The following is a 24,070-nucleotide window of genomic DNA, read 5'->3' as shown; positions in this document are numbered from 1 at the left end:
AATAGATTTGTTTTACTGCAGCTTCGTTTTCACCAGACGATCCCATAGTTCTTTCCAAGCGGAGCTGTTCTGTGCAAGCTTGTCCCAATCCGGATTAATGCCGTTACTTTGTGTTTCTACGGAGAAAGAAGGGTCATCCTTATACTTATCAGGTACCGTTGCCGTCGTGCTAGTTACAGGCGTTCCGGTAGCATCTGCATAACTCGTCAGTGACTCAGCATTCAGCAGTTCGTTAATGATCTCGTTAGCCACCCGAGTCTGCTCAGGAGTCGATCCTTTGACCACTTGTAGTGAATAGGGGAAGGAAATTGCGCCTTCTTCAGGATAAGCAACAGCTAGAGGTGAACCTGCATCAATCCATGTCTGAGCAACTTGTGCACTGAATGGTGCAATTAGAGCATCGCCCGATTCAAGAAGTGCTTTTAACTGATCATTGGAAGTGACGAGTGTACCAATCTGATCTCTATGATCAGACACGTACTGGAATGCAGGTTCTGGATTATCATATGAAGCACCAATCTCTTGGCCTTTAACCGCAATTAACGGAGAGATGTATGAATAAAACATATAGTCCCACAGAGCGGTTTTCCCTTTGAATTGCTCATTCTCCCACAGGTCATTCCAGCTGGTTGGTGGCGTTTGAACAAGATCTTTGTTGTACACTAGTGCAAAGCTGGATACCCCCAAACGATCCCTTTATTATCTGGCTGATGGAATTGTTCAGGAATATCCTTCATATTGGTCACGATGCTTGTATCGAGTGGTTCCCACATATCATCGTTCAGACCTTTCGCCGTAGCGTCGGCATTGAAGTAACCAAAGTTAACGATTGGATCGTCCGGACTCGCTTGTTTGCCAGCAACCATCTTCGGATACATCACGGAGTTACTTGATTCTTCGAACGTCACTTCAACGTTTGGATGGTTTTTCACGTATTCAGCAACAACTTCTTTTGGTACAACATCCTGATTGGAACCAGCCCAAATGAACATCGTGAGCTTTACCTTTTCCCCACCAGATCCTGAAGCATCCTTTCCTTCGGAAGAATTGCTGGTATTACTCGCTCCCCACAAGCCGAGAGTACAAGTGAAGCAGCCAGTGTGAGAGAAGCTAAACTGAGAAAACGATTCTTCTTAGACTTGAACATATTGAATTTCCCCCATCGAATAAGTGATATAGGCAACAAAGTTATCAATTGAACCTATTTAGTTGATGTGTTTTAATAGAGCGTTAACTTTTTCTTCGTTTTCTTTCTCATTGAAGTCCAATCTGCTGTCGCAACTCTTCCATCATTACAGGTATATCGAGAGGTGTTAGGGAAGCATTGCCTACGAATCTGTGTTCAGCAGCATTCATCGTCCGACGTTTCAAATAATCACGGAGCGCAAGAGGATAGTTACTCAGGGAATTAACCAATGCCAGCTGCATCTCATCAGTCCACAACGTTTCATACTTCTCTCTCGTATGACCATAGTTGAAGTCCTGTTTCTCCTGCTCACGTTTAGCACGTTCAATCCTTGTCTGCTCCTCATCCAACGCTAAATTTCGGATTACAACGCCGTATCGTTCAAGTGCCTGATGAGTCGATACTAAGCCACTTCTAACATCCTTCAACACGAGTTGAACATCACGCTCTATAGGATCGCCATATCCGCCGCCGCCTTGGGATAGGAAGGTAACCGTATCTCCCGGCTGAAGAAGCAATTCATCAATTCTACCTAACTGCTCTTCGGTATCGAGACCAACATTCAGAATAGCCTCACCGTGTGTACCCACACCGCCTCCAAGCCTACCCCATGGCTGGAACTCCATTCGCTCCATATTTCTTGCCGTCATCACCGTATCCGGTGTGCGAATCCGTACACGGAGCTCAATCCCGCTTCCACCGCGGAAGGTTCCTGCTCCTGCCGAATCTGGACGCAGACCGTAGTGTTCAATCATGACAGGCATCTCAGCCTCTACCGTCTCGGCCGGGATATTACGTAGATGTCCTACCGCAAAATCCATACCATCAATACCATCCTTCATCGGTCTTGCACCTGATCCACCACAGATCGGCTGTATAACGCCAACCTTTTTCTTCCCGTCGTTTGCATCGGTCATCGCCATCATGACAATACAGGCTTGTCCTGCTCCTGCCGCAGGTACTTTGCTCCCCTGTGCTTTACTCAAAGCACCAGTGATGACATCCATCAGACGAATAAAGGTTGCTGCCCGAGCGCCGACCGCTGCCATAGGCTCTGGATTAAGAATGGAGGCTGGAGGCGCATAATTGCGCACCAGACGAATCATACCGGAATTCCACGGAATCGTTGGATCAAGTGTACGAAAATAACGGATTAGAGCAGGCACCAGCATGTAGTGTCCTTGTTGATTATGGGTTGGAATGTTGAACGATGCCCTGACCTGTGGATCAGAACCATTAAAATCAAGGTAGATATCGCTCTTGTTGATTGTCATGCTGCATCGCAGACGAATCGGATACCCGCCTGGTCCCTTTTCAAGGTAATCCCAGAATTCATATGTTCCATCTTGAATGTCACTGACAATGGCTCGTGCTTTCAGCTCCGCGTATTCCAGCAACTCTTCAATGCCCTGTTCTATTCGTTCTGCACCATATCGCGCAATCAATTCGCCCATTCGCTGTTCTCCACGATTCAATGCCGCCATAAGAGCTCGAAGATCACCCAAATTCTGTTCAGGAATGCGGCTGTTGTCTAGAAATAAGCGCTGGACAGTTTCATTAAGAACGCCTGCCTCATACAGTTTAATAGGCGCTATTCGAATGCCTTCCATATGAATATCATAAGCGCTGGGGGACACACTTCCTGGCACCTTGCCACCAACGTCTGATGAATGTACAAAACACATCCCAAATGCAATAATGCGTCCTTCATGGAAGAAGGGTTTGATAAGATGCATATCGGGAAGATGGGTTACCATGCCTTGCGTGGCATATGGATCATTGCAGATGACGATATCACCCTCTTGCCAATCATTGATGCTCTGTATCGTTGCAGCAGCAGGAATACCAAGTGACAGATTGTATCCCGTTTCAAGCGGAGAGCCGAATGTCTCACCTGATGAAGACAGTAGATATGTTCCAAAGTCACCGGTTTCTTTGACAAAAGCAGTAAACCCCGTGCGTAATACCACATTCGCCATCTCTTCTACTGTCGCTTGAATCCGATTATTGAAGATCTCCAGAAATACCTTATCCGCGATCATGCCTGCATCTCTCCAATCAGATTCCCGTGAATATCTCTGAACACCGTAAAGCCTGCGGGAATGAAAATGGTCGTATCATATTCTTCAATAATGACGGGCCCCTGCATCACAGCATGGAGAGGAATCTGCATTCGGGTGCACACCTTCGCTATTCTGGGAATGTTGTCAAAGACAATCATACGTTCTTCTGGTTCGTTCTCATCTAACGATTGGTGTGCTTGCACTTCATGATCTATGCTGTTGCTTGATGGCACAACGCCTACTACCGTCACGCGAAGACTAATAAACATAACTTCTGCTTCAGCCTGACGAATACCAAAGACCTGTTCATAATGCGAATGAAATTTGGCTTTGGCGAGCTCAGGCGTGTTAATCTCTTCAGATGTAAGCGAAATTTCCAGATCGAATGCCTGTCCCTCATAACGCATATCGGCACTGAATAAGCAGTATACGGACTCCAGTTTCAAGCTCCCTTGGGCTTCCTCTTGAACCCAGTTGCGACCTTTATGCTCTAATGCCTCGAAATGGCTACTCAATTCTCCCGGAGCCAGAGCCTGACTATTCTGATGTAACGAAAAAACAAAATCATTGCGCAAGTTGGCTACCGTACATCCCATAGCGCAAAGTGTTCCCGGTGAAGGCGGAATGAGCACTCTGCGGATTCCCACCTCACGAGCCATCAAAAAGGCATGCATTGGTCCAGCACCGCCGTAAGCAAGCAGTGTAAAATCACGTGGATCAACACCCTTTCGTGCCATTAACGGTGAGAATTGGGCGTACATATTAGCTGTCGCCACATCTAGAATAGCTTGAGCCGTTTGTGTCGCATCCAGTCCCAGGGCGTTACCTAATCGATCAAGAGCACTTGTTGCAAGCTCTGGATGAAGTTGCATTTGTCCACCCAGGAAGCGATCTGCTTGCAAGATGCCTAGCTGAAGATATGCGTCTGTTGTGGTTGGATCAAGTCCTCCCCTCCCGTAACAAGCTGGGCCTGGACTTGCTCCTGCGCTGCGAGGTCCTACCTTAAGCACACCTACAGAATCAAGCCAGGCAATAGAGCCTCCACCTGCGCCGATGGCTGTCACATCAATCGCAGGGATAATCACTGGAAAATCACCAACTTTATTGTCAGTCGAATAAGAAGGGTGAACATCAATCAGAGCCACATCGACACTTGTACCGCCCATATCAAATGTAATAACCTGTTCAATGCCTGCGGCATGTGCAATATGTGTTGCTGCAATTACACCTGAAGCTGGACCGGACAATAACGTACGGACAGGTTCACTTGCTGCACTTGAGGCTGTCATCATGCCACCATTGGACATCGTTGATAGCAGATTGGCTTTTAATCCATATACTTGTATACCTTCTTGAAGCCTTAGGAAGTACGATCCCATTCGTTCTCCCACATAAGCGTTCATAGTTGTAGCAAGCGTACGTTCAAACTCTCGCTGCTGTGGCCAGATCGTGCTGCTACTGCATACAAAAAGATGAGGATGTCGCTGCTTAATCTGTTCCTCTGCTTGCTTCTCATGAGCGGGATTCACATAGGCATGCAAGAAGCTGATCGCTAGAGCGGTAATCCCTTGCTCAACTAGCTCATCTGCAGCCTGAAGGAGCTGTTCTAGAGCCAACGGGTGCAACACTCGACCACTTGCAAGGACACGTTCATCAATTTCCTTAACGAGATGCCTTGGGACAAGCGCCTCCGTCTTATCACCGTACAGATTGGTGGTGTCTTCCAATCGCAATCGACGAATTTCAAGAATGTCACGGAAGCCTTTCGTTACCAGAAGTCCCGTTTCTGCACCATTTCGCTCAATTAGTGTGTTAACCCCAAGCGTTGTTCCATGTACAAACAGATCGATGTCTTGGATATCCACACCACGTTCCTTAAGCTGATCAAGCGCATTAAAAATGGCCTGTTCAGGCGCTGAAGCAATGGACGGTGTCTTGAGTGCGGTAACGATTCTCCCCTGATCGTCAGTGACCAGAGCATCTGTAAATGTGCCTCCGATATCAACGCCTAAACGGTAGATGGTGTCCAAAAGCTCAGCTCCTTTTTAAACCGTGTCCTTCGGTTGTATTTTGTTTCTCATCGCAAAGTATCGTTTGACGTCTTCGATCATCTGGTTAATATGGTTGACCATGGCTGCCTCAGCTCGCTCAGGTGAACCGGAAGCCACAGCCTCCAATATTTCCTGATGGTCTACAACGAGTTCGCTTCCAACGGTTCGCCGAATATACGCTGTTTCTAAGAAATCACGACTGGTCTCCCATACCAACTCGACGGCATGCAGCAAAATCTGGTTCTGAGCTGCATAAGCCAGAAGTCTATGAAACTCTCTATCTTCTTCATAAGGAATCATATTATCTGCGAGCATGCGATTCTGTACCACGATCGACTCTTTCATCAGTTCAATATATTCCTTCGTCGCACGCTCAGCTGCCAAAGAAGCAATCTCCCTCTCAAGCGCTCTTCTTGCCACAAGAACGTCTAGCAGTGCTTTTTCACCTGAGTGATTTAACATCTGGATAAAACGCATGTTTACACTTTTTTGCTGCAGTTCACGTTCTAGTGTCTTCATCCGTTCTTGACCTGCTTCTGTCAACACTCTTCCTTTACGCCCTTGTAGTAGGGTATATCCGTCAACATCCAACTCCATGAGTCTTCTACCAATCGTAGCCTGACTCAGGTTATGGCTCTTGCCAAGTGTATGTACGAGCGTGCTTGCACCAATTGGCGTACTGGCCTCATGAAGCTGCTTCAGCAATTCATACTCTAGCTCTAACTCTAATAATTCAAGAGACATCTGATCCCCTCCCTTAAACTCTCTTCCAATTACTGTTACTCACTGATGATTAGCAAGATTATAATGCCATCTCCTAAATTTTTCAATAATTATAATTTAATTAGTAATCATTATTTGTAGTAATGGATGTTATCACTACCTTGGTTGAGAATAACTTCTCTTTTGAAAGCAAAAATAAACCGCGCTGAGCGCGGTTTATGATTTCAGCCTGAAGCTGATTTGCAGCGTAATCACTAGGCTTATTTTTATTTTATTTAACTTGCTTAAATCTCAGATTATTATTTATTATCTTGGATTACTGTTCAATGAAGCGAACGAGACTATTTTATTTAATTTCCACTGGTAGCTTACCACCAGCCTCAAGTTGACCAAGCAACACCTTGATTCCTGCTAACGTATTAGGCTCCTGTTTCCCGTATACTGCCAAGGCTGAGCGTACGTTCTTCAGATGGATCGTCTCGTAGGGGTTACCAAGGGACAACAATGTATATCGCTGATTACGCCTGTTCATGTCATCGGTCAAGACTTGATAGTCACTCCAGCCAAACTCACTTGCCACATTACGGAATTGATAGGAAGCAAGAATCACGTAATCGGCTTTAGCGAGGGCTTGAAGAATTGCCTGTGAATTCCCTTGACGTATTACGGATATGCCTGTTTTGATTGACAGGTTATTTGCCGATTGTTGGAGCTGTCTCTCAAGCTGCTGTGCCTGCTGTTCATCCGCTGCGACAATCACAACCTGATCACCTTTAGTTATCGAATCAACATGCTTCCCTTCTCGACTTGCCAAGACGGTAACTGCTTTCTCTGCAATGTCCCGTTCCACGACGCGATGCTGATCAGATCCGATAACCCGGTTCAATTGTGCAAGTTTGACCGAAAGTGACTGACTGCGTTCAAATAGTCCGTATTGGGATTTGGCTTCCAAAATTCGCGTGACAGACGCTTCAATGGTTTCTTTCGGAATCGTGCCCTTCATCACTGCGTTTAATAGTGTCTGATGGGCTGCTGCAGAATCTTGGGGCATAAGAATAATGTCAACTCCAGCGGAAACTGCTCGCTCTACCGCCTTATTCTCTCCAAAATGCTCAGCGATTCCCTTCATCGTAAAAGCATCCGAGATGATCAATCCATCATATCCGAGTTCATCCCGAAGCAGACCTGTGAGTACCCTCTTGGATAATGTAGCGGGTACCGGTACTTTTTGGCCATCCTTCAGAGAAGTCATTTGCTCATTATCGATCGCAGGGAACGCAATGTGTGCGGTCATGATCATATCGACCCCATTGTTAATGGCTTCTCGGAAGGGCTTCAGTTCAACGGCATCCAGTCGTTCACGCTGATGTGTCAACACCGGCATGCCCAGATGAGAATCCACTGCTGTGTCCCCATGACCTGGAAAATGTTTCACTGCAGCGATGACACCTGATTCCTTCAAACCTTTAATCATGGCAAGACCAAGTTGTGTCACCAAATCAGCATTCGAGCCAAAGGAACGTATCCCGATAATGGGATTGTCCGGATTGCTGTTAATATCGAGAACAGGTGCAAAATTAACCTGAATACCTAGCGCCTTCAGCTCTTCTCCTGTCAATTGAGCCGCAGATTCAGCTAGCGCTGTATTTCCGGTTGCACCAAGCGCCATCTGTCCCGGCAGATTCGTACCGCCTGGAATTCTTTTAATGACGCCGCCTTCTTGATCAATACCTAGAAATAGCGGAATGTCACCTGCTTCTGCCTGCAGATCATGTGTAAACGTAGCTACTTGCCTTGCATCCACGATATTTTTGTCAAAAAGAATAAGTCCACCCAGATCCTGATCATGGATATTCCGCTTCAGACCTTCATGAACTGTCGTTGTGACTTTACCATTCCATTGCCTAATGTCTGGCATGAGCATCTGACCAACCTGTTCGCTTAACGTCATATACGAAATCAACTTATCCCAGTCCTGAGCCTGTATAGCTTGTTCACGCTCAAAGCGGATAACACGCGACATAAATACGGCATACTCAGCGCGTGTAACTGATCGATTCGGCCGATAGGTTCCGTCTGTGTATCCGCCGACCAGGCCATTGGAACTCAACATAAGAATCGGTGCAGCTGCCCAATGAGACCCTGTGTCAGTCCAATTTGCGGATTGCTTCCCTTCTTCCAAAGGATAGGCTCGCGTAAGAAATGCTGCCGTTTCAGCACGGCTAATCGGTGCATTAGGACGGAAGCTACCATCTGGGAACCCACTCGCCAACCCATTCTTGGCAGCTATCGTAATCTCGCGATAGAAAGGATGTGTCGTTGGAACATCCGAATAAGTGCCACCTTGTACAGGCCGCTGAAGCTCGTCTGCATATAACTCTCGTACCATAAAGGTAACAGCTTGCGCCCTCGTTACAGACTTCTCCGGCTGAAATATTCCGTTACCGTAGCCCGCTACTGTCCCGCGTTCAGCCATATATTGAATGCCGTCCTCTGCCCATTTGGAATACTGTAAATCCGTAAATCGTGATTCTGCACCCGCGTTTCCTGCCCATATGAGCATAGAACCAAGAATCGTACTAAGTAGTGTCATACATTTTACAAACATCTGGTTTTCACTCCTGTTGCTGTTCTATTCAACATATTTAGACGCTATGTGTACATATTTTGTTGCTCTTACATTTGATTATTAGTTCAACAAACGTGCAGATTACTGGACACGATGCAGGTCTTCCAATCTGGCAAAGTAGTTTATAATAAATTCACGAAACTGTTTGACTGTATGTGTCAAATAACGATTTTGCGGCCATGACAGCGAGATCGAACGATAGCTCCAGCTTTCTTCAAGCCGTAATAATGTAACCTCTGAACCGCTTGATCCACCCCATGTAATAGCTGGGAAAAAAGCAACCCCTTGTCCTGCACGTATAAGTCCACGAACCGTTGCCGGATCATCACTCACAAACCGAACCTTGGGCGTAAATCCTGCAAGCCGGCAGAAGGCATCGGTTGTCTCCCGTAACGACTTACCAGGTGGAAGCATGATGAAGCTTTCATCACGCAGTTCTTTAATGGCAATCTGTCCACGAGCTGCGAAAGCATGCGAAGCCGGAACAGCAACATATATCTCTTCTCGCAGGATTGTAACGGAATGTGTATCATCGGAAAGTGAAACTCCATCAGACAGACAAAGATCATAATCCGCTACACCTATGTGCGACGAAGCATGTTGAAGCAACTTGAACTCAGCATTGGGGCATTGCGCACAAAAATCGGACAATATATCTGGCAGTAGGTGTGAAGCGACTCGCACATCAAAGGCTACGGAAGATGAAGCTGATCCTTTGAGATCCTGCAATTGCAATTTGCCATCTTCCAAAGCCCTCAGTGCAATATCTACCTGTTGCAAAAATAATTCGCCGTGCTCATTTAATCGTATGCCCTTGTGTTTACGATCAAAAAGCTTGGTACCCAGTTCAGCTTCCAGCAAAGCAATCATCTTGCTAAGTGCCGGTTGAGAAATATGCAGATGATGGGCTGCTTGGGTCATATGCTGTATGCGTGCTACCGTCTGAAAATATTGGAGCTGAAGCAAGTCCATGTTGTCCACGTCCCTTCAATCACATTATTCGATCAATTTCCATAATGTATTGGTTATGTATATTATAGATTAATATATATTACAGATTATGATTGAAACAAGATATAATGATTCACAGCAACTGGAAAGGAGCTGTTACCCTTGATTGTACATACAGAATCAGGCAAAGTGCGCGGAATGGACTGCAAAGGGATATATGCATTTCGTGGTATACCTTATGCCGCCTCAACCGGTGGGCAAGGTAGATTCAAGCCTCCAGAACCGGCAATCCCGTGGTCAGATATTAGAGAATGCAGTCATCCTGGCTTCATCGCTCCTCAGCGTAAGGACGAACACCTTCAAGCTCAGGGGCTTGTGCAATCCGAGGATTGCTTGAATCTGAACGTGTGGACTTCAGGTGCTGTAGATCAGTTGAAGCCTGTTCTTCTGTCCATCCATGGTGGCGGATTTACAACAGGCACTGGAGCAGACAGTGACGGCTCACGATATGTGGTTGAAGATGGATTGGTGTATGTATCCATTAATTATCGACTTGGTGTGTTAGGATTTATGCACCTAGGAGATATTCTCGGCGAGGGCTACAACACTTCAGGCAACAACGGCATGCTTGATATTGTATTTGCATTACAATGGGTTCAGCGGAATATCTCCGCTTTTGGCGGTGATCCGTCACAGGTTACGATTATGGGAGCATCTGCCGGAGCCAAATGTATCGCTACATTATATACGATGAAACGAGCTCATGGATTATTCAATAGAGCTATAGCCCAAAGTGGTGCAACTCAGGCCATCCGGGATACAGATACGGCGCATGTAACCACCCATCGGATTATGGAGCAATTGGATATTTTGAACGATCCAACTCAATTGCTTGAGCTGCCCTTTGAACAATTAATTGAAGCACAGTGCGCAGTTGGTTCTGACACCTCCCGCAGTCTTCATATGTTTGGCCCTGTCGCAGATGGATCTGTTATTCCCTTACAACCAATGACGTATTTAACTGCTCATGACAAGAAACCACCTCTCCTGATAGGAACCAATGAAGATGAATCAGCGATATTTATCCACAATGACCGGGCGTTACAGTCTCCAGATCCGGCAGTTTTAGAGCATTTTTTTGGACTAAATGCCGCTGTCGTCTGGGAAACGTATCAATCTTATAGCAGTAAGATGCCGGCAGAAAAAGCCTGGTCTACCGTACTAACGGAGCATTTATATACCATTGGAGCAATCCAATTCGCCGAGGCTTTAAGTGCTGCTGGAAATCCTGTATGGATGTATCAATTACGCAGTGGCGGAGTCTTGGGAGCAACACACGGCTATGAAGGCAGCCTTATTCAATTAAGCGATCCACCACCTGTGTTCCGTGCTTCCGATGATCCCCATTCGGTACCACCAGAACAATATGAACTTGCACGTAATATGCGAAAATCTTGGTTATCCTTTATCCAGGAGGGAGATCCCAATGAAAACTCCCTTCCTGAATGGCCCATGTATCTGCATTATCGCAGTACGATGTTGCTCGATGAGGTTAGTTACGTGCAGGTCAATCCGCCACTACCTCTAGGTATTGGTATTCATCATCAAGTTTGGAGAATGTCACATGTTACTGATTAATATTACACTCGTTATGATTGTGCTTGGTCTTCTTATGGGTTTTGTCGGTGCTGGAGGTTCTGGATTCATTATCTCCATTCTCACCGTCGTTTTTGGATATCCGATTCATGTCGCATTGGGAACTGCATTGGCAGCGATGTTTTTCTCTTCTCTGTCTGGCTCTATTAGCCATTATCGGGAGGGAAATGCCGTTTTAAAAACAGGCGCCATCGTAGGGCTGTCAGGAGCAGCAGGTGCATGGGTTAGTTCTGGCTGGTCTTCCTTCATTCCTGAAGATCGGCTGGGTATGTTGACCTCCATTATGCTCTTTGCATCAGGGCTTGCCTTGTGGTTAAGGTTAATTCTCGTCTCCCGTCGTAAAGCGATAACTACAGAACAGCCTTCCACACAGACCAGCGGATTGCGGTACTGGTTCTATGCCATTCTGATCGGTCTAGTCACTGGCATGTTATCCGGATTATTCGGTATTGGCTCCACGCCATTTATCCAATTGGGTCTCATGCTGCTGTTGGGGATGTCGATGCGATATGCCGCAGGCACAACGATGCTGGTAATTATTCCTATTGCACTAGCCGGAGGCGCCGGTTATATGAAAATCGGTTACCTCGATCTGCAATTGCTGCTGGCTGTTGTGATTGGAACCATGTCCGGTTCATATGTAGGAGCCAAATTTACGAAACGCGTACCTGCACTGTGGCTCAAAACAAGTATGGTGATCACCCCCATGATTGGAGCTACGATACTGTGGCTGTAATCCAAACGAAAGATCCATTGACACAAGTCAATGGATCTTATTAAGTGGGAGCATAACAATCTCTATAACATTACATATAACCTAAAATAATGACTTGGTATTATGCATTACCATTGACTAGGGAATTTCCAAAAATTAACATCTTATTCCAAATCAATTGTATCAATGTATCCGCTTATTGAAAACAAGTCAAAATGCGCTAGATGAGCGATTGTCCTTGCACAGTATAGATACACTCAATATCTTTGAACAGCGAAAAAGCCTGCTGTGTTCTCTACCAAACTTAGAAGAGTACAGCAGGCTTTTATTTATCCTTTTACACCACCAATGGTCATACCTTGTACAAAATACTTTTGCAGGAACGGATAGACCATGAGTATAGGAACACTCGCAATGATCGTCATCGTCGCTCGAATGGACGTAGGCGTAACCGCTGTCCCACTGCTCTCGGCAGACTGATACGCATCACTTGCCGTTGCAGTAGCTGCAGTTGTTGACGTTTGCAAAATTTTCATTAATTCGTACTGCAAGGTGCTAAGTTCTTTATTCGATGAGTTGTACAGGAATACATCAAACCAAGAGTTCCATTGTCCCACCGCCACAAAGAGCGACACAGTTGCCATCGCCGGAATGGTCAATGGAAGGACCACGCGGATAAAGGTCGTAAACTCCCCTGCTCCGTCAATTCGCGCGGACTCTAGAATACCTTCAGGAAGTCCCTCAATAAAGGATCGAATGACGATCATATTGAATACACCGATCACACCCGGAATGATATACACCCAGAACGAACCAATGAGTCCAAGATCACGGATCAATAGATATCCCGGGATCAATCCCCCACTAAAGTACATTGTGAATACAAAGAACATCGTAACAAACTTGCGAAGTACAAACTCTTGGCGACTGACCGTGTAAGCCAACATCGCTGTACAGAACACGGATACCACCGTTCCAATCACTGTCCGCAGTGCCGAAATTAGCGTCGCGTGATAGATATCGGATTCACCGAAAATATACTTATAATTGTCCAATGTCCACACCCGTGGCCACAGATAGATTCCACCACGAATGGCATCATTGGCATCGTTAAAGGATACGGCAATCATATTAATAAATGGATAGATGGTAACGATCATCAGGCACACCATGAAGGTAATGTTTATGGTGTCAAACGCCCGATCCCCTGTGCTGCTATTGCGCAAACGGGACGCTTTTCCTTTTCGCATGGCATAGGCCTCCTTTTAGAATAATCTGCTTTCTCCCATTTTTTTCGCTATAAAGTTCGCGGAGAAGAGGAAGATGAAGCTGACTACGGTTTTGAAGATGCCTGCGGCTGTACCCAAGGAAAAGTTCCCCATTCCCAAACCATATTTCAGTACAAAGATATCCAGGTTCTCCGAATAGTCCATGTTCATTCCGTTACCCAGCAAATATTGTGGTTCGAATCCAGACTCGAGAATGCTTCCCATGTTCATAATCAACAAGATGACAATAACGGGTTTCAAGCCGGGCAATGTGATATATAACATCCGTTTGAATCGACTAGCTCCATCAATCTCGGCAGCTTCATATTGAGCAGGGTCAATGGCTGTGATCGCCGCCAAATAAATAATTGTATTCCAGCCGACGTCCTTCCACACTTCTGTAGCTCCTAGAATACCCCAGAAGTACTCGCCTTTCCCCATCCACAAGATTGGGCTATCAATGAGATGCAGCTTCGTAAGAAGCAGATTGATAATACCATCTGGTGACAGGACGGTGAGTACAATGCTGGAAGCGACTACCCAAGAAATAAAGTGTGGCAAATAACTGACCGTTTGCACAAAACGCTTAAAAATTACGTTTTTCAGCTCATTTAACAAAAGAGCCAGCGTAATCGCTGTCACGAATCCAAGTACAAGTTTGATTGAACTCATCACCAGCGTATTGCGCAGCACTCGGTAGAATGTATTGTCCTCGAACAATATACTGAAATGATGCCATCCTACCCATTGCTGATCCGAGAAGGATCTGGCTGGTTTGAAATTCTGAAAAGCCATGGTCCATCCCCATAATGGCAGATACTTGAAAATAAAAGCCCATATGACAAATGGTATGCACATTAAGGCGAGTGTTCGTTGTTGTATAAGCCGTTTAAAGAACGAATTTGCTTTGATTCCCTTCGGTTCTGAAGCCGGAGGCATTGACTGAAGGGGGACATTAGGTTTCTCCACGTTGAACCTGCTCCTTTCCTATGCTGTTATTCATGCGCGAGACAAGACTGATATTCGATTCTCTCTTCTTCTCCCGCGCATGTAACAGTTTGTTTACAGCGTACCTTTTACCATTTGCCAGCTACTCGATCCTGTACAATTCTCGTAATCGTTGCTTCATAGCCAGCTTTGTCCAGTTTGCTCAGCTCTGCCATGTAGGTATCCCACAGTTTGCTGAAGTTCGCTGGTGATCCCAGAATCATCTCCGGTAAATATTTGCGCTGGAGATCATCTGATTTGGTCGTGAAGATCTGTTCAGGTGAGCCTTGCTCCAGTGCAATGGACCACGCAGGGAACCAAGGCCGCTCTTCAGGCTTGTTAAACAATTCACTAAACGTTTGGATGCCATAGGCGTCGAGGAATTTCTTATCCCCTTCTGTGTATGAAGCTGCGGCTACCTCAGGCTGGTTACCTGGGCTGTATGCGTTTCCATCAGACAGTGTAGATTCACCACCATAACGTGGCCAGTCTGTGCCAAAATAGGTGAATCCGAATTGGCGGCTCAGCTCTAGATCATCATGAGCTTTGCGCTGATCGTCATTGGCATAATAGAATCGTCCATTCTCATCGACACTATACGTCTCGTCTTTGATCCCCCACTGTACCAGGATCTGATTTTCTTCTTTCAGCAAGTTATCGAAATACTGGATAATACGAACCGGATCTTTCGCATTGACCGTGATGCCAGTTGCATAATTGTTTACGAACCCAGGCGGGTCGATATATTGATCCTTGATCCCTTCATCAAACACAATCGGGAGCGGTGCATAACGTTTCTCATCAATGCCTGCCGAGAGTAAGTTTTTACTTGCGTCTCCGATCTGCCAACCGTAATTGAAGTAACCAAGAACACGGCCTGAAGTCAGCTTCGCTAAGTATTGGTCTTTGTTCATTGTGAATGATTCTGGATCAAGCATGCCTTTGGCATTAATTTCGTTCAGCTTCTCAACCCATTTTTTCTGTTCATCGGTTCCAGCAACCACTTTTGCTTCATGCGTATCCATATTGACCATAACGCTACCATCGTTCGGATATCCGGCTAGATGCATGGCTGGATTTTGCAAGGTGAAGAAGTTATTGGCTACGCCGGCGAGTGATACAAATCCAATGGTCTCCGCGCCATCAACCGTTGGGTGCTTCTCTTTGTAGTCCTCGATTAGATCAAAGTATTCATCCAACGTAGTGATCTTGGGATAGTTGAACTCCTTGAGCACTGAACGCTGAATCCAGAACGCCCCGCCGCCTACGTTCGGATTACCAGAGTATTCGCCTTGATTGGCTGTATACGGTAGCGCATAGATTTTTCCATCCTCTGCATTTCTCATTTTGTCAAAATACGGTCCATATACTCTCTTAATATTCGGTCCATATTGTTCAATGAGATCATCCAAAGGAATGTAGGCTCCTGCATCCAATAACTTGGACATTTCCCCACTGGAGCTGATGACATCTGGGTAATCTCCACTGGCGATCATCACCCCTGCTTTTGTAGCACTGTCACCGACAAGGTATTCCATCTTGAAGTCCACACCCGTCTGCTCTTGCAACTCTTTACCAATCCTTGTTTCACTTGCCAATGTATCCTTCTTGCCTGGAGAGAACATGTAATATGAGAATGTGACTGGACTGTTATCATCCTCAGTTGGCGTTGAAGGTGAGGAAGACGAATTGTTCTGGCTGCATCCAGCCAGCAAAGCCATGAGTACAACGGCTAAACCTGCCGTTTTCAATTTTGGTTTCACCATATGTGAATTTCCCCCGTTCGTGTGGTCTAAATGGCTTCGATTACCATTTGCCTGCTACACGATCCTTCACTGCTTGCGTTATCGTGTCTTCGTATGTTTTTTTGTCCAATTGATTCAATTGCCCCATATATTCATTCCACGTGTTATCAAAGCTTGAAGGCGATTCCATAATCATTTTAGGTAAATATTTCTTCTGTAGATCATCTGCCTTGGTAATAAAGATCTGTTCAGGTGAGCCCTGCTCCAGAGCAATGGACCATGCAGGCGACCAAGGTCGTTCATCCGGTGTACTGAACAACTCAGCAAATGTTTCTACGCCGTACTTCTCTAGCAGCAGTTTGTCACCATCGGTATAACTGAAGGTAGCCACCTCCGGCTGATTACCCGGACCATAGGCATTCCCATCCTCTAACAAAGAGTTATTACCATACCGTGGCCAGCTGTAGTTGAAATAGTCAAAGCCAAATTTCTGGCTCATTTCAGGATCCTCGTGGTATTTGCGCTGCTCCTCATTCTCAAAGTAGAAACGTCCTTCATCATTCACGCTATACGTCTCATCTTGAATGCCCCACTGTACGAGGATCTGATTCTCTTCCTTAAGCAGGTTGTCAAAATACTTGATAATCCGTACCGGATCTTTCGCATTCACAGTGATCCCGATACCGTAATTGTTCACAAAGCCCGGGGGATCAATATACTGATCCTTAACGTTGTTATCGAATACGATTGGAAGTGCCACGTACCGTTTGTCATCCATGCCAGCCTTCTTGAGATTGCTCGTGGCATCGCCAACCTGCCAGGAATAACTGAAGTACCCAAGTACCCGGCCTGACGTCAATTTAGCAAGGTATTGATCTCGGTTCATTGTGAATGATTCTGGATCGAACATACCCTGGGCGTTAACTTCGCTGAGCTTCTGAATCCATTGTTTCTGATAATCAGAACCTGCGACGAGCTTCGCTTCGTGACTGTTAATATCCACCATCACGCTGCCATCATTCGGATAACCAGCCAGGTGCATCGCCGGGTTTTGCAAGGTGAAGAAGCTGCTAGGTTCACCCGCAAGGGTAGCGAAGCCAATGGTGTCCTTGCCGTCAATCTGAGGATACTTCTGCTTGTATTGTTCAATTAAATCGAAATATTCGTCCAATGTCTTGATTTTGGGATAGTTGAATTCTTTGAGCACGGCACGCTGAATGTAGAAACCCGTTTGGAAATTAGGCTCAGACACATACCCGATGTTAGCGGTATATGGGAAGAAGTAGATTTGACCATCCTCTTGTCTGAATTTGTCCATATCAGGGCCATAGACTCGTTTGATATTAGGTCCGTACTGTTCAATTAGGTCATCCAGAGGAATGAATGCCCCTGCATCCATCAATTTCGCCATTTCACCACTAGAGTCGATAATGTCTGGATAATCACCACTTGCAATCATGACGCCGGCCTTCGTCGCACTGTCGCCCACCAGATATTCCATTTTCCAATCTACGCCTGTTTGTTCCTGAAGCTTCTTACCAATCGTTGTACTACTAGCCAGGATGTCCTTCTTGCCCCCGCCAAACGTGAAATATTTGAACGTAACTGGTGAGTTGTCATTGCTGTCTGGGGATGTAGCTTCCGGACTGGCTTTGTTACAGCCCGCAATTGTGACCGCAAGCAGGATAGCCAAGCCTGTGATCAGTGTTTTTTTTCTAAACATGCAGCAGATGCCCCCTTTGAATAGTCTTAGTGTCTGTGGCACTCTCAATATATCAAGATAGCGCTTTCAAAGTTACCCATGAAAATGTACCTTCTGCTTAGAAAAGTATATTCAGCTTCTTCACTCGTCCCAAATGCTGTCTGGATCAAGTGGCAGCGTAATTTCAATATGTGTGCCTTCTCCTTCCCATGTCTGAATATGGAATGAAAAATCGTCCTTGTAGCATAGTTTCAACCGGCTATACGCATTCTTCATGCCAACATGTTCACCCATATCTGTGTTCTGATCCAGATAACTCAGCAGTTCCTCCAACCTAGCAGGAGACATGCCTATCCCGTTATCCTGCAGTGAGATATGAAGCCGATCATGCTTAGCAGTAACAAGCAGTTCAATAAAACCTTCGTCCGGGCTTGATTCAATCCCGTGAATACTTGCATTTTCAACAAATGGAAGAATGACCATCTTGGGAATGCGATACATGAGTGTGGACGGATCTGCTTCAATACGATAGTGAAGCTTTTCGCCAAAGCGGTACTTCTGAATTTGCAGGAAACTCTCGATCAGCTCCAATTCTTCCTTCACCGTCACATCATGCTGGTTCCAACTGATGGACTTCCGGAACATTTTTGCCATGTGGTGCACCATTTTGGCTGTTTCCTTCTCGCCCTTGATCAGACTTCGCATTCGAACGGATTCAAGTGTATTGAACAGGAAGTGGGGATTAATCTGGCTATGGAGCGCGTGAAGCTGCGCTTGCTGTTGCTTCAGCTCCAGATCTTTCTTCTGTATATCCGCTAGGTAAACTTCATCAATGAGATTACGGATTGTCTCGGTCATCCGATTGAATTCCATCGTAAGTTGACCTATCTCATCCCTGGCGTTTTCAGGAGGAATCGTCTGGAATTTCTGCGTTTTCACTTTTTTCATATGTTTAAGAATTCGTACGAGTCTGACATGAATGGATCTGGACATCGCTGCGATGATAATTGTAGGCAACACAAAATTGATGCAAGCCAGCCAAACGACGAATGCACGGGATTTACGCACCTCACGTAGTACAATTTCTTCATCCATGACACCTTGCAGGGACCAGCCCTCCAAATAGTTAATGCCTGTGAATGTGCGTTCAAATTGAATTGTTTTATTCGGAAACTGGATTTTGCTGTACAGCTCCCCTAATTGGGGATCTATTGTTTGGGCATCGTTCGAGAAACGGATACGCCCTCCCGGATCAAGCAGATATACGTCCCCGTCAAAACCACTATTGCGAAAATGATCTTTGATGAGATCCATATTCATGTCAATTTTGAGAAGCTGTTCTATCCCGCCGGTATCCAGATTGTCCAGTCGCTGCACCAGACTTAACATCTGATCCGTTGCAATCAATGCAGGATAAGGAGCGGAATGGCTCTGAAACTGCTGGTACCAATTCGTGCTACGGACACTATCGGTCAAGCGGTCAATGTATCCTGAAGATAGTACGGTAGGGTTATCCGTATATACTTGATACCAGCGAATTCCTTCAATCAATTTACCGGAAAATTCTCCTTGTAGATATGAATTGTAAGCATCAATATATTCAAAATGACTACGGAATGTACGGGAAAGTGTGTCATTGAACACAGGGTCAGCATACAACGAATAAGACAAGCCTACGCCTTGATCTATCGTTACACGCAGATCATTTTTCAGATTGTTCAAGGCGACTCCTGCATCACGCGTTTTCTGGCTGCGTATATTGGCGGTAGTCACATTGTAGAAGACAACGTTTGTAACAACGATGGGAATGAACACAGACAGTACATACATGAGCAGCAGCTTGTCCCGAAGTTTCATGTAATTCAGGTTCCACCTGATCATTGTGCACCTCGCTCACTGGTTTCTTTGATAAAATTTCGATATGAGGTAGGTGACATGGCGACAATCTTCTCGAACTGTGTTACGAAATAATCTGCATTCTGAAATCCTACGCGCGCAGCCACCTCGTACATTCTTAGATCTGTCTGACGTAGGAGCTTCTTCGCTTCCTGAATCCGTAGTTCAAGCAGATACTCATTGAAATAAAGGTCGTAACTTTTGCGAAATAGACGTCCAAGGTAGACCGGGTTCACATAGAACAGCGCAGCGATACTTTTAAGGCTAATATTCTCCGTATAATGCGAGTCAATATAACGCTTGATTTTACTAATATCTCCTTTGGACTGCTCTTTCCGTAATTGTGCAATGTATTCCTCCGCCTCCTCTAGCGCGACCAAGAAAGCGTCTTGAAGCAGGCGTAAATTCCATCCCTCATGACTTTGCTGTGCCAATTCCTTTAACCGCTGCAGTCCTTGGTCATCCCCGCCCATCTCATGGACTACAGCAAGAATCCCTGTGGTACATCGCAGTATTGAACCTGCAACGGCTTGAGGGGAAAACCGGCGCACATGGAATTGCGTGAACATGTCATTCACTATTTGAAGACAGGCAGCCTGACTCCTCTCTTCCAAACTTAGGATCATAGGTTCAATATCATCTTGATTCACGTTGAACACATATAACGGTTTTTCCTTAATCTCCATATATCTTACAACTCCGCTATGTTCAGCATACTTGTGACGAATTGCTTCTTCCGCCTCACCATACGACCTTGGAACATCACTTAATTCGTTCACGAGTGTGCCTGCATACAGTCCGATATCTACTTTTAAACTTTCACTTAGCTTTTTGTGAATACAGTTCAGCTTATCCTCCACAATGCTCTTGCGGTTATTCTCCTTCCATATAAGCATGAGGACAAACCTATTTCTCTGCTCCATAACGAACAATCTGAAGAGCTCATCCTCCAGCACCTGTAACACCTCACGCACTCGCTGGACATTAACTTTTCTTTCTTGTAGACCCGACTGCGGTTCCATCAAAATCATCATAAGATCGTCCTGCGGCTGAATCCCTAATACCTCGGTGTACCGATGCTCCTGCTGCTTCTGCACCTTACCTTTGATGATGTCCTCAAGCATAATTGTGCTGGCTTGTTCCTCTGCTAAGAATGCGTGCTTTCTTTTGCTCTGGATCATATCAGCTGATTTCTGTAATGTTGCTGTCATTTCTTCATCATCAATCGGCTTGAGAATGTAATCTTGGACCCCATACTTGATGGCCTGCTGTGCATACTTGAAGTCATGATATCCACTTATGATGATGAATACCGGCTCCAGATTGGGCAGTTGTTCGATAGCACGGATCAGCTCCAGCCCATCTAGAACAGGCATTCGAATATCCGTAATGATGACGTCAGGCCGCAAACATTCCGCCATTTGTAATGCTTCCAAACCGTTCTCAGCTTCCCGGTAATCTCCATGCCGAGGGCATGCCAGTCAATCAGTTCATGCATCCCCTTCCGAACAAACATTTCATCGTCCACTAGCAGAACCTTTAACATGTATTTCGTCCCCTTTCTCTTCAACGAAAATAAACCGCCAGCGCATGTTCTCTCTTGGCGGGTGGAAACCAGTGAGGTTCCTTCTGCACACTATGATGAATAAGGACACAGCCCATTTTCCGCGATTGAGCTTTATATCCTCGGTACATTGCAAAATTCTAGCTAGATGTGCCAGATTTCTTACATTTTATAGCTTAATGTAAGCAATTTCATTGCACGGATTAATAAATTTATTGCGCGAAACGACAACGGATCATTTGAACTCGCACATTGCATTCATTGAAATGAGGAGCAGAAAGCTTCTGAGCATGAAAAAAGTCGCTGACCCAAATGAGCCAACGACGTAAAACTATTCTCATATTAATGCTGAATGAAACCAGACAGAGCTTTCATCCACTAGATCAGGATGGCTAGCCACCTTTTGTCATGAAGAGTGCACAACGGTCTGGAAACTGGGTACAGTGTGATACAACAGCTCATCGATGCAGCCATTTTCATTTCGGTGTAGCTATGTGTTCCAATCTAGACCTTGCAGTAAGATGGTATACCCTGATTCAGGAACGTTGAATTCCACTTGCTGTTCCCGGTAAGAAACAACAACTTGACATGGCTGGTCTGCTTGTATTCTGGCATGTACCAGTTTTCCATGTTCCCATTCCAGATCAACTTCGAATCCGCCCCTCGCTCGCAGGCCGCGAATCGAACCTTTTGCCCAAGCCTCAGGGAGAGCAGGCAATAATCGCAGGCCTCCGCCATGACTCTGGAGAAGCATCTCTGCTATACCAGCGGTGCCTCCAAAATTCCCGTCAATTTGAAACGGAGGATGATTACAGAACAGATTGGGTAACGTCGATGAACGGAGCAGTTCCAGCACATTATCATGAGCCAGTTCTGCCTGCTCTAATCTTGCCCACATATTCAGAATCCAGGCTCTGCTCCAGCCCGTATGCCCACCGCCATGCTCCAGCCTGCGATCTAACGTTATCCGAGCAGCTTTGGCTAATTCCGGTGTAGCTCCAGGCGTAATCTGTGACCCAGGATGGAGGGCGAACAAATGAGATATGTGCCTGTGACCCGGCTCCACCTCGTCATAATCCAAGCTCCACTCCTGGATCTGCCCATGTTTACCGATTGCGATCTCCGGAATTCGGGTTAACGCTACTTGCAGCGTTTCACCAAACTCATGATCTTCCTGCAAAATCCGTGTACTTGCAATGTAATGTGTAAACAGCTCTCGAATGATCTGATTGTCCATGGAGGCACCGTAGCATAACGCTCCCGATTCTCCACTTGCTAATACATAGCGATTCTCAGGTGAAGATGATGGGCAGATTACCCACTGTCCACTTGGATCTTCCACGAGGTAATCCAGAATGAACTGTGCCGCATCCTTCATTACTGGGTACACCTGTTGCAGAAATTGCTTGTCGCCTGTGTAATCGTAGTGATCCCATAGATGTAATGATAACCAAGCGCCTCCCATCGTCCAGAACGTAGAAGTCACGCATACATCCTGGGGTGCGGTGTCTGCCCAGATATCCGAATTGTGATGAGCCACGAACCCTTCGCATCCATACATCATTTTAGCGGTTTCCTTGCCCCGAACATGCAACCTTTCAATAAAGTCGAACAACGGGGTATGGCACTCAGAGAGATTGCAGCTCTCCGCAGGCCAGTAGTTCATTTGTGTATTAATATTTATCGTATATTTACTATCCCAGATCGGCAGCATGTCTTGGTTCCATATCCCCTGTAGATTGGTTGGTAACGAACCCGGCCGACTGCTGGAGATAAGCAGGTATCGACCGAATTGAAAATATAGACTCACCAGCTCAGGGTCGTCTCCCCTGTTCTAAGTTGTTCCAACCGCTGATTCATTGGAAGTGTGGCAGAGGTCGAGTTATCTCCCTCACCTGCAAGGTTGATATCCATCCGTTTGAACAACAATTGATAATCCTTAACATGGTCTAAGCGCAACTGGTCATATGATTTGGCCGTGGCTGCATCTAGTCTGCGAATACACTCGTCTACCAGTTCTTCCTTCGTAAAGCGAAAGTCTGTGCAGGCTGCGATTAGAACGGTTGCCGCGGTTGCATTGGTGAGAGAAAGCTGGCCGCTCGCATATTGAACCTGTCCACCCACCGGCACGATCCGAATGGCACAGCAGAATCGCACACCGTCTTCCCCGCCACTTCTACCGCGGATGACTACATCTTGACTACCACTCTGTTCAATTCGATCCAGATACGCCTGAAAACCAACGGGATGTCTCAACGTATCCGACCATTGATTTGGCTTCAGCACGGTTCCTCTACCGAACAAGGTGGAGAAAGACAGTTCACCCGGGACACTTGCGGTTAGACGGATAGCCATGACCTGATCAGGAAAACTTGCAAAGTATTCACGCCGATGTTTCACCTCACCAGCCGAGTATTCAACGCATACCGTACCTTGGTCAAGATCAAGATGCCTTTCATAATGAGACGCCTCAGCCTCGCCATGGTTCATTGCGATGTATAGATCGCCTAATGGCTCATAATGCCGCTGTCCATCAGGTACACCTACCAAAGCAACCGCTGCGAGTTCCTCTGCTTTACGTATCTCCCCAGCAAAAACGAGACTTCGTATCTTTTCCAGTGATTCAAGGGTTAGCGGATTGTTCCGCTCCATGGGTCCACCATACCATAGGCTATCTTCGTTTAACTGAACCCGTTCCATATGTGTCTTCCCAAAAACCATTCCACCCAAGGTACCGTTTCCTATAGGGAAAGCCTCTTCCCATATATCAGCAGGTTGATCAAACCAGACTTTGTTCGAATTCATCTCATACCTCCAAAGGAACTCAAGAATATATACGTTTCTTTCATTACTGTTTCAGTGTATTCCTACCAGTAGTTGAACGAAATGAAGAAAACGAACATAAAGATGTACGATCCTAACCCGTTTAGCTGA

At 45.9% G+C, this 24,070-nt stretch carries 18 protein-coding genes; 2 read left to right on the top strand and 16 right to left on the bottom strand.

All coding sequences use genetic code 11. The features are described from left to right. Positions 1–12: 12 nt before the first annotated feature. The 8 genes from DMB88_RS31155 to DMB88_RS14305 all read right to left on the bottom strand — a co-directional run bounded on the left by DMB88_RS31155 (position 13) and on the right by DMB88_RS14305 (position 9,624). Positions 13–687, bottom strand: coding sequence for an extracellular solute-binding protein (locus tag DMB88_RS31155; protein WP_254438577.1), 675 nt, complete (start codon positions 685–687; stop codon positions 13–15). Further along, entirely contained in the window at positions 663–992 is a 330-nt protein-coding gene (locus tag DMB88_RS31150; protein ID WP_254438576.1) for an extracellular solute-binding protein, read from the bottom strand. The genes DMB88_RS31155 and DMB88_RS31150 overlap by 25 nt, the downstream gene beginning before the upstream one ends. An 8-nt stretch (positions 993–1,000) precedes the next feature. After that, positions 1,001–1,147: a hypothetical protein gene (locus DMB88_RS31145; protein WP_254438575.1), complete on the bottom strand. Its 147-nt coding sequence runs from the start codon at positions 1,145–1,147 to the stop codon at positions 1,001–1,003. Between the two features lie 107 nt (positions 1,148–1,254). Next, positions 1,255–3,228, bottom strand: coding sequence for a hydantoinase B/oxoprolinase family protein (locus DMB88_RS14325; protein ID WP_128101886.1), 1,974 nt, complete (start codon positions 3,226–3,228; stop codon positions 1,255–1,257). After that, positions 3,225–5,279: a hydantoinase/oxoprolinase family protein gene (locus DMB88_RS14320; RefSeq protein ID WP_128101885.1), complete on the bottom strand. Its 2,055-nt coding sequence runs from the start codon at positions 5,277–5,279 to the stop codon at positions 3,225–3,227. Before DMB88_RS14320 ends, DMB88_RS14325 begins: the two co-directional genes overlap by 4 nt. 15 nt (positions 5,280–5,294) lie before the next feature. Further along, positions 5,295–6,044, bottom strand: coding sequence for an FCD domain-containing protein (locus DMB88_RS14315; RefSeq protein ID WP_128101884.1), 750 nt, complete (start codon positions 6,042–6,044; stop codon positions 5,295–5,297). Positions 6,045–6,369: 325 nt separating this feature from the next. After that, positions 6,370–8,631 carry a glycoside hydrolase family 3 N-terminal domain-containing protein gene (locus DMB88_RS14310; protein ID WP_128101883.1) on the bottom strand — a complete coding sequence of 754 codons (2,262 nt, stop codon included), beginning with the start codon at positions 8,629–8,631 and terminating at the stop codon, positions 6,370–6,372. Positions 8,632–8,733: 102 nt separating this feature from the next. Further along, positions 8,734–9,624: a LysR family transcriptional regulator gene (locus DMB88_RS14305; protein WP_128101882.1), complete on the bottom strand. Its 891-nt coding sequence runs from the start codon at positions 9,622–9,624 to the stop codon at positions 8,734–8,736. A 141-nt stretch (positions 9,625–9,765) separates the two neighbouring features. Here DMB88_RS14305 and DMB88_RS14300 point away from each other — a divergent pair, with 141 nt between their 5' ends. Then, positions 9,766–11,241 carry a carboxylesterase/lipase family protein gene (locus DMB88_RS14300; protein ID WP_128101881.1) on the top strand — a complete coding sequence of 492 codons (1,476 nt, stop codon included), beginning with the start codon at positions 9,766–9,768 and terminating at the stop codon, positions 11,239–11,241. Beyond that, positions 11,228–11,995: a sulfite exporter TauE/SafE family protein gene (locus tag DMB88_RS14295; RefSeq protein ID WP_128101880.1), complete on the top strand. Its 768-nt coding sequence runs from the start codon at positions 11,228–11,230 to the stop codon at positions 11,993–11,995. The genes DMB88_RS14300 and DMB88_RS14295 overlap by 14 nt, the downstream gene beginning before the upstream one ends. A gap of 308 nt (positions 11,996–12,303) precedes the next feature. Here the strand turns inward: DMB88_RS14295 and DMB88_RS14290 are convergent, their stop codons facing one another. The 8 genes from DMB88_RS14290 to DMB88_RS31135 form a co-directional block, all read right to left on the bottom strand. Continuing rightward, positions 12,304–13,224: a carbohydrate ABC transporter permease gene (locus DMB88_RS14290; RefSeq protein ID WP_128101879.1), complete on the bottom strand. Its 921-nt coding sequence runs from the start codon at positions 13,222–13,224 to the stop codon at positions 12,304–12,306. A 15-nt stretch (positions 13,225–13,239) separates the two neighbouring features. Beyond that, positions 13,240–14,181 carry an ABC transporter permease gene (locus tag DMB88_RS14285; RefSeq protein ID WP_128104450.1) on the bottom strand — a complete coding sequence of 314 codons (942 nt, stop codon included), beginning with the start codon at positions 14,179–14,181 and terminating at the stop codon, positions 13,240–13,242. Positions 14,182–14,318: 137 nt separating this feature from the next. Continuing rightward, positions 14,319–15,995 (bottom strand): ABC transporter substrate-binding protein, encoded by a 1,677-nt coding sequence (locus DMB88_RS14280; protein ID WP_128101878.1) that lies wholly within the window; start codon positions 15,993–15,995, stop codon positions 14,319–14,321. A 40-nt stretch (positions 15,996–16,035) separates the two neighbouring features. Further along, on the bottom strand, positions 16,036–17,697 hold the full coding sequence (locus tag DMB88_RS14275) for an ABC transporter substrate-binding protein (RefSeq protein WP_128101877.1): 1,662 nt from the start codon (positions 17,695–17,697) through the stop codon (positions 16,036–16,038). Between the two features lie 120 nt (positions 17,698–17,817). Beyond that, positions 17,818–19,533 (bottom strand): sensor histidine kinase, encoded by a 1,716-nt coding sequence (locus DMB88_RS14270; protein WP_254438574.1) that lies wholly within the window; start codon positions 19,531–19,533, stop codon positions 17,818–17,820. A 20-nt stretch (positions 19,534–19,553) separates the two neighbouring features. Then, positions 19,554–21,053: a response regulator gene (locus DMB88_RS14265; RefSeq protein ID WP_368028369.1), complete on the bottom strand. Its 1,500-nt coding sequence runs from the start codon at positions 21,051–21,053 to the stop codon at positions 19,554–19,556. A 573-nt stretch (positions 21,054–21,626) separates the two neighbouring features. Next, positions 21,627–22,946, bottom strand: coding sequence for a glycosyl hydrolase family 95 catalytic domain-containing protein (locus DMB88_RS31140; RefSeq protein ID WP_254438573.1), 1,320 nt, complete (start codon positions 22,944–22,946; stop codon positions 21,627–21,629). Then, positions 22,943–23,941 (bottom strand): glycoside hydrolase family 95 protein, encoded by a 999-nt coding sequence (locus tag DMB88_RS31135; protein ID WP_254438572.1) that lies wholly within the window; start codon positions 23,939–23,941, stop codon positions 22,943–22,945. The genes DMB88_RS31140 and DMB88_RS31135 overlap by 4 nt, the downstream gene beginning before the upstream one ends. Between the last annotated feature and the right edge of the window lie 129 nt (positions 23,942–24,070).

The organism is Paenibacillus sp. DCT19 (assembly GCF_003268635.1).
GTDB lineage: Bacteria > Bacillota > Bacilli > Paenibacillales > Paenibacillaceae > Paenibacillus.
The sequence above is the reverse complement of the archived record's forward strand: the minus strand, read 5'-3'. Positions and strand labels throughout refer to the sequence as shown.

Coding starts and splice junctions, on each gene's coding strand:
- DMB88_RS31150 (WP_254438576.1), bottom strand. CDS start 992: ATGTTCATTTGGGCTGGTTCCAATCAGGATGTTGTACCAAAAGAAGTT.
- DMB88_RS31145 (WP_254438575.1), bottom strand. CDS start 1,147: ATGTTCAAGTCTAAGAAGAATCGTTTTCTCAGTTTAGCTTCTCTCACA.
- DMB88_RS14325 (WP_128101886.1), bottom strand. CDS start 3,228: ATGATCGCGGATAAGGTATTTCTGGAGATCTTCAATAATCGGATTCAA.
- DMB88_RS14315 (WP_128101884.1), bottom strand. CDS start 6,044: ATGTCTCTTGAATTATTAGAGTTAGAGCTAGAGTATGAATTGCTGAAG.
- DMB88_RS14310 (WP_128101883.1), bottom strand. CDS start 8,631: ATGTTTGTAAAATGTATGACACTACTTAGTACGATTCTTGGTTCTATG.
- DMB88_RS14305 (WP_128101882.1), bottom strand. CDS start 9,624: ATGGACTTGCTTCAGCTCCAATATTTTCAGACGGTAGCACGCATACAG.
- DMB88_RS14295 (WP_128101880.1), top strand. CDS start 11,228: ATGTTACTGATTAATATTACACTCGTTATGATTGTGCTTGGTCTTCTT.
- DMB88_RS14290 (WP_128101879.1), bottom strand. CDS start 13,224: ATGCGAAAAGGAAAAGCGTCCCGTTTGCGCAATAGCAGCACAGGGGAT.
- DMB88_RS14285 (WP_128104450.1), bottom strand. CDS start 14,181: ATGCCTCCGGCTTCAGAACCGAAGGGAATCAAAGCAAATTCGTTCTTT.
- DMB88_RS14280 (WP_128101878.1), bottom strand. CDS start 15,995: ATGGTGAAACCAAAATTGAAAACGGCAGGTTTAGCCGTTGTACTCATG.
- DMB88_RS14275 (WP_128101877.1), bottom strand. CDS start 17,697: ATGTTTAGAAAAAAAACACTGATCACAGGCTTGGCTATCCTGCTTGCG.
- DMB88_RS14270 (WP_254438574.1), bottom strand. CDS start 19,533: ATGAAACTTCGGGACAAGCTGCTGCTCATGTATGTACTGTCTGTGTTC.
- DMB88_RS31135 (WP_254438572.1), bottom strand. CDS start 23,941: ATGAATTCGAACAAAGTCTGGTTTGATCAACCTGCTGATATATGGGAA.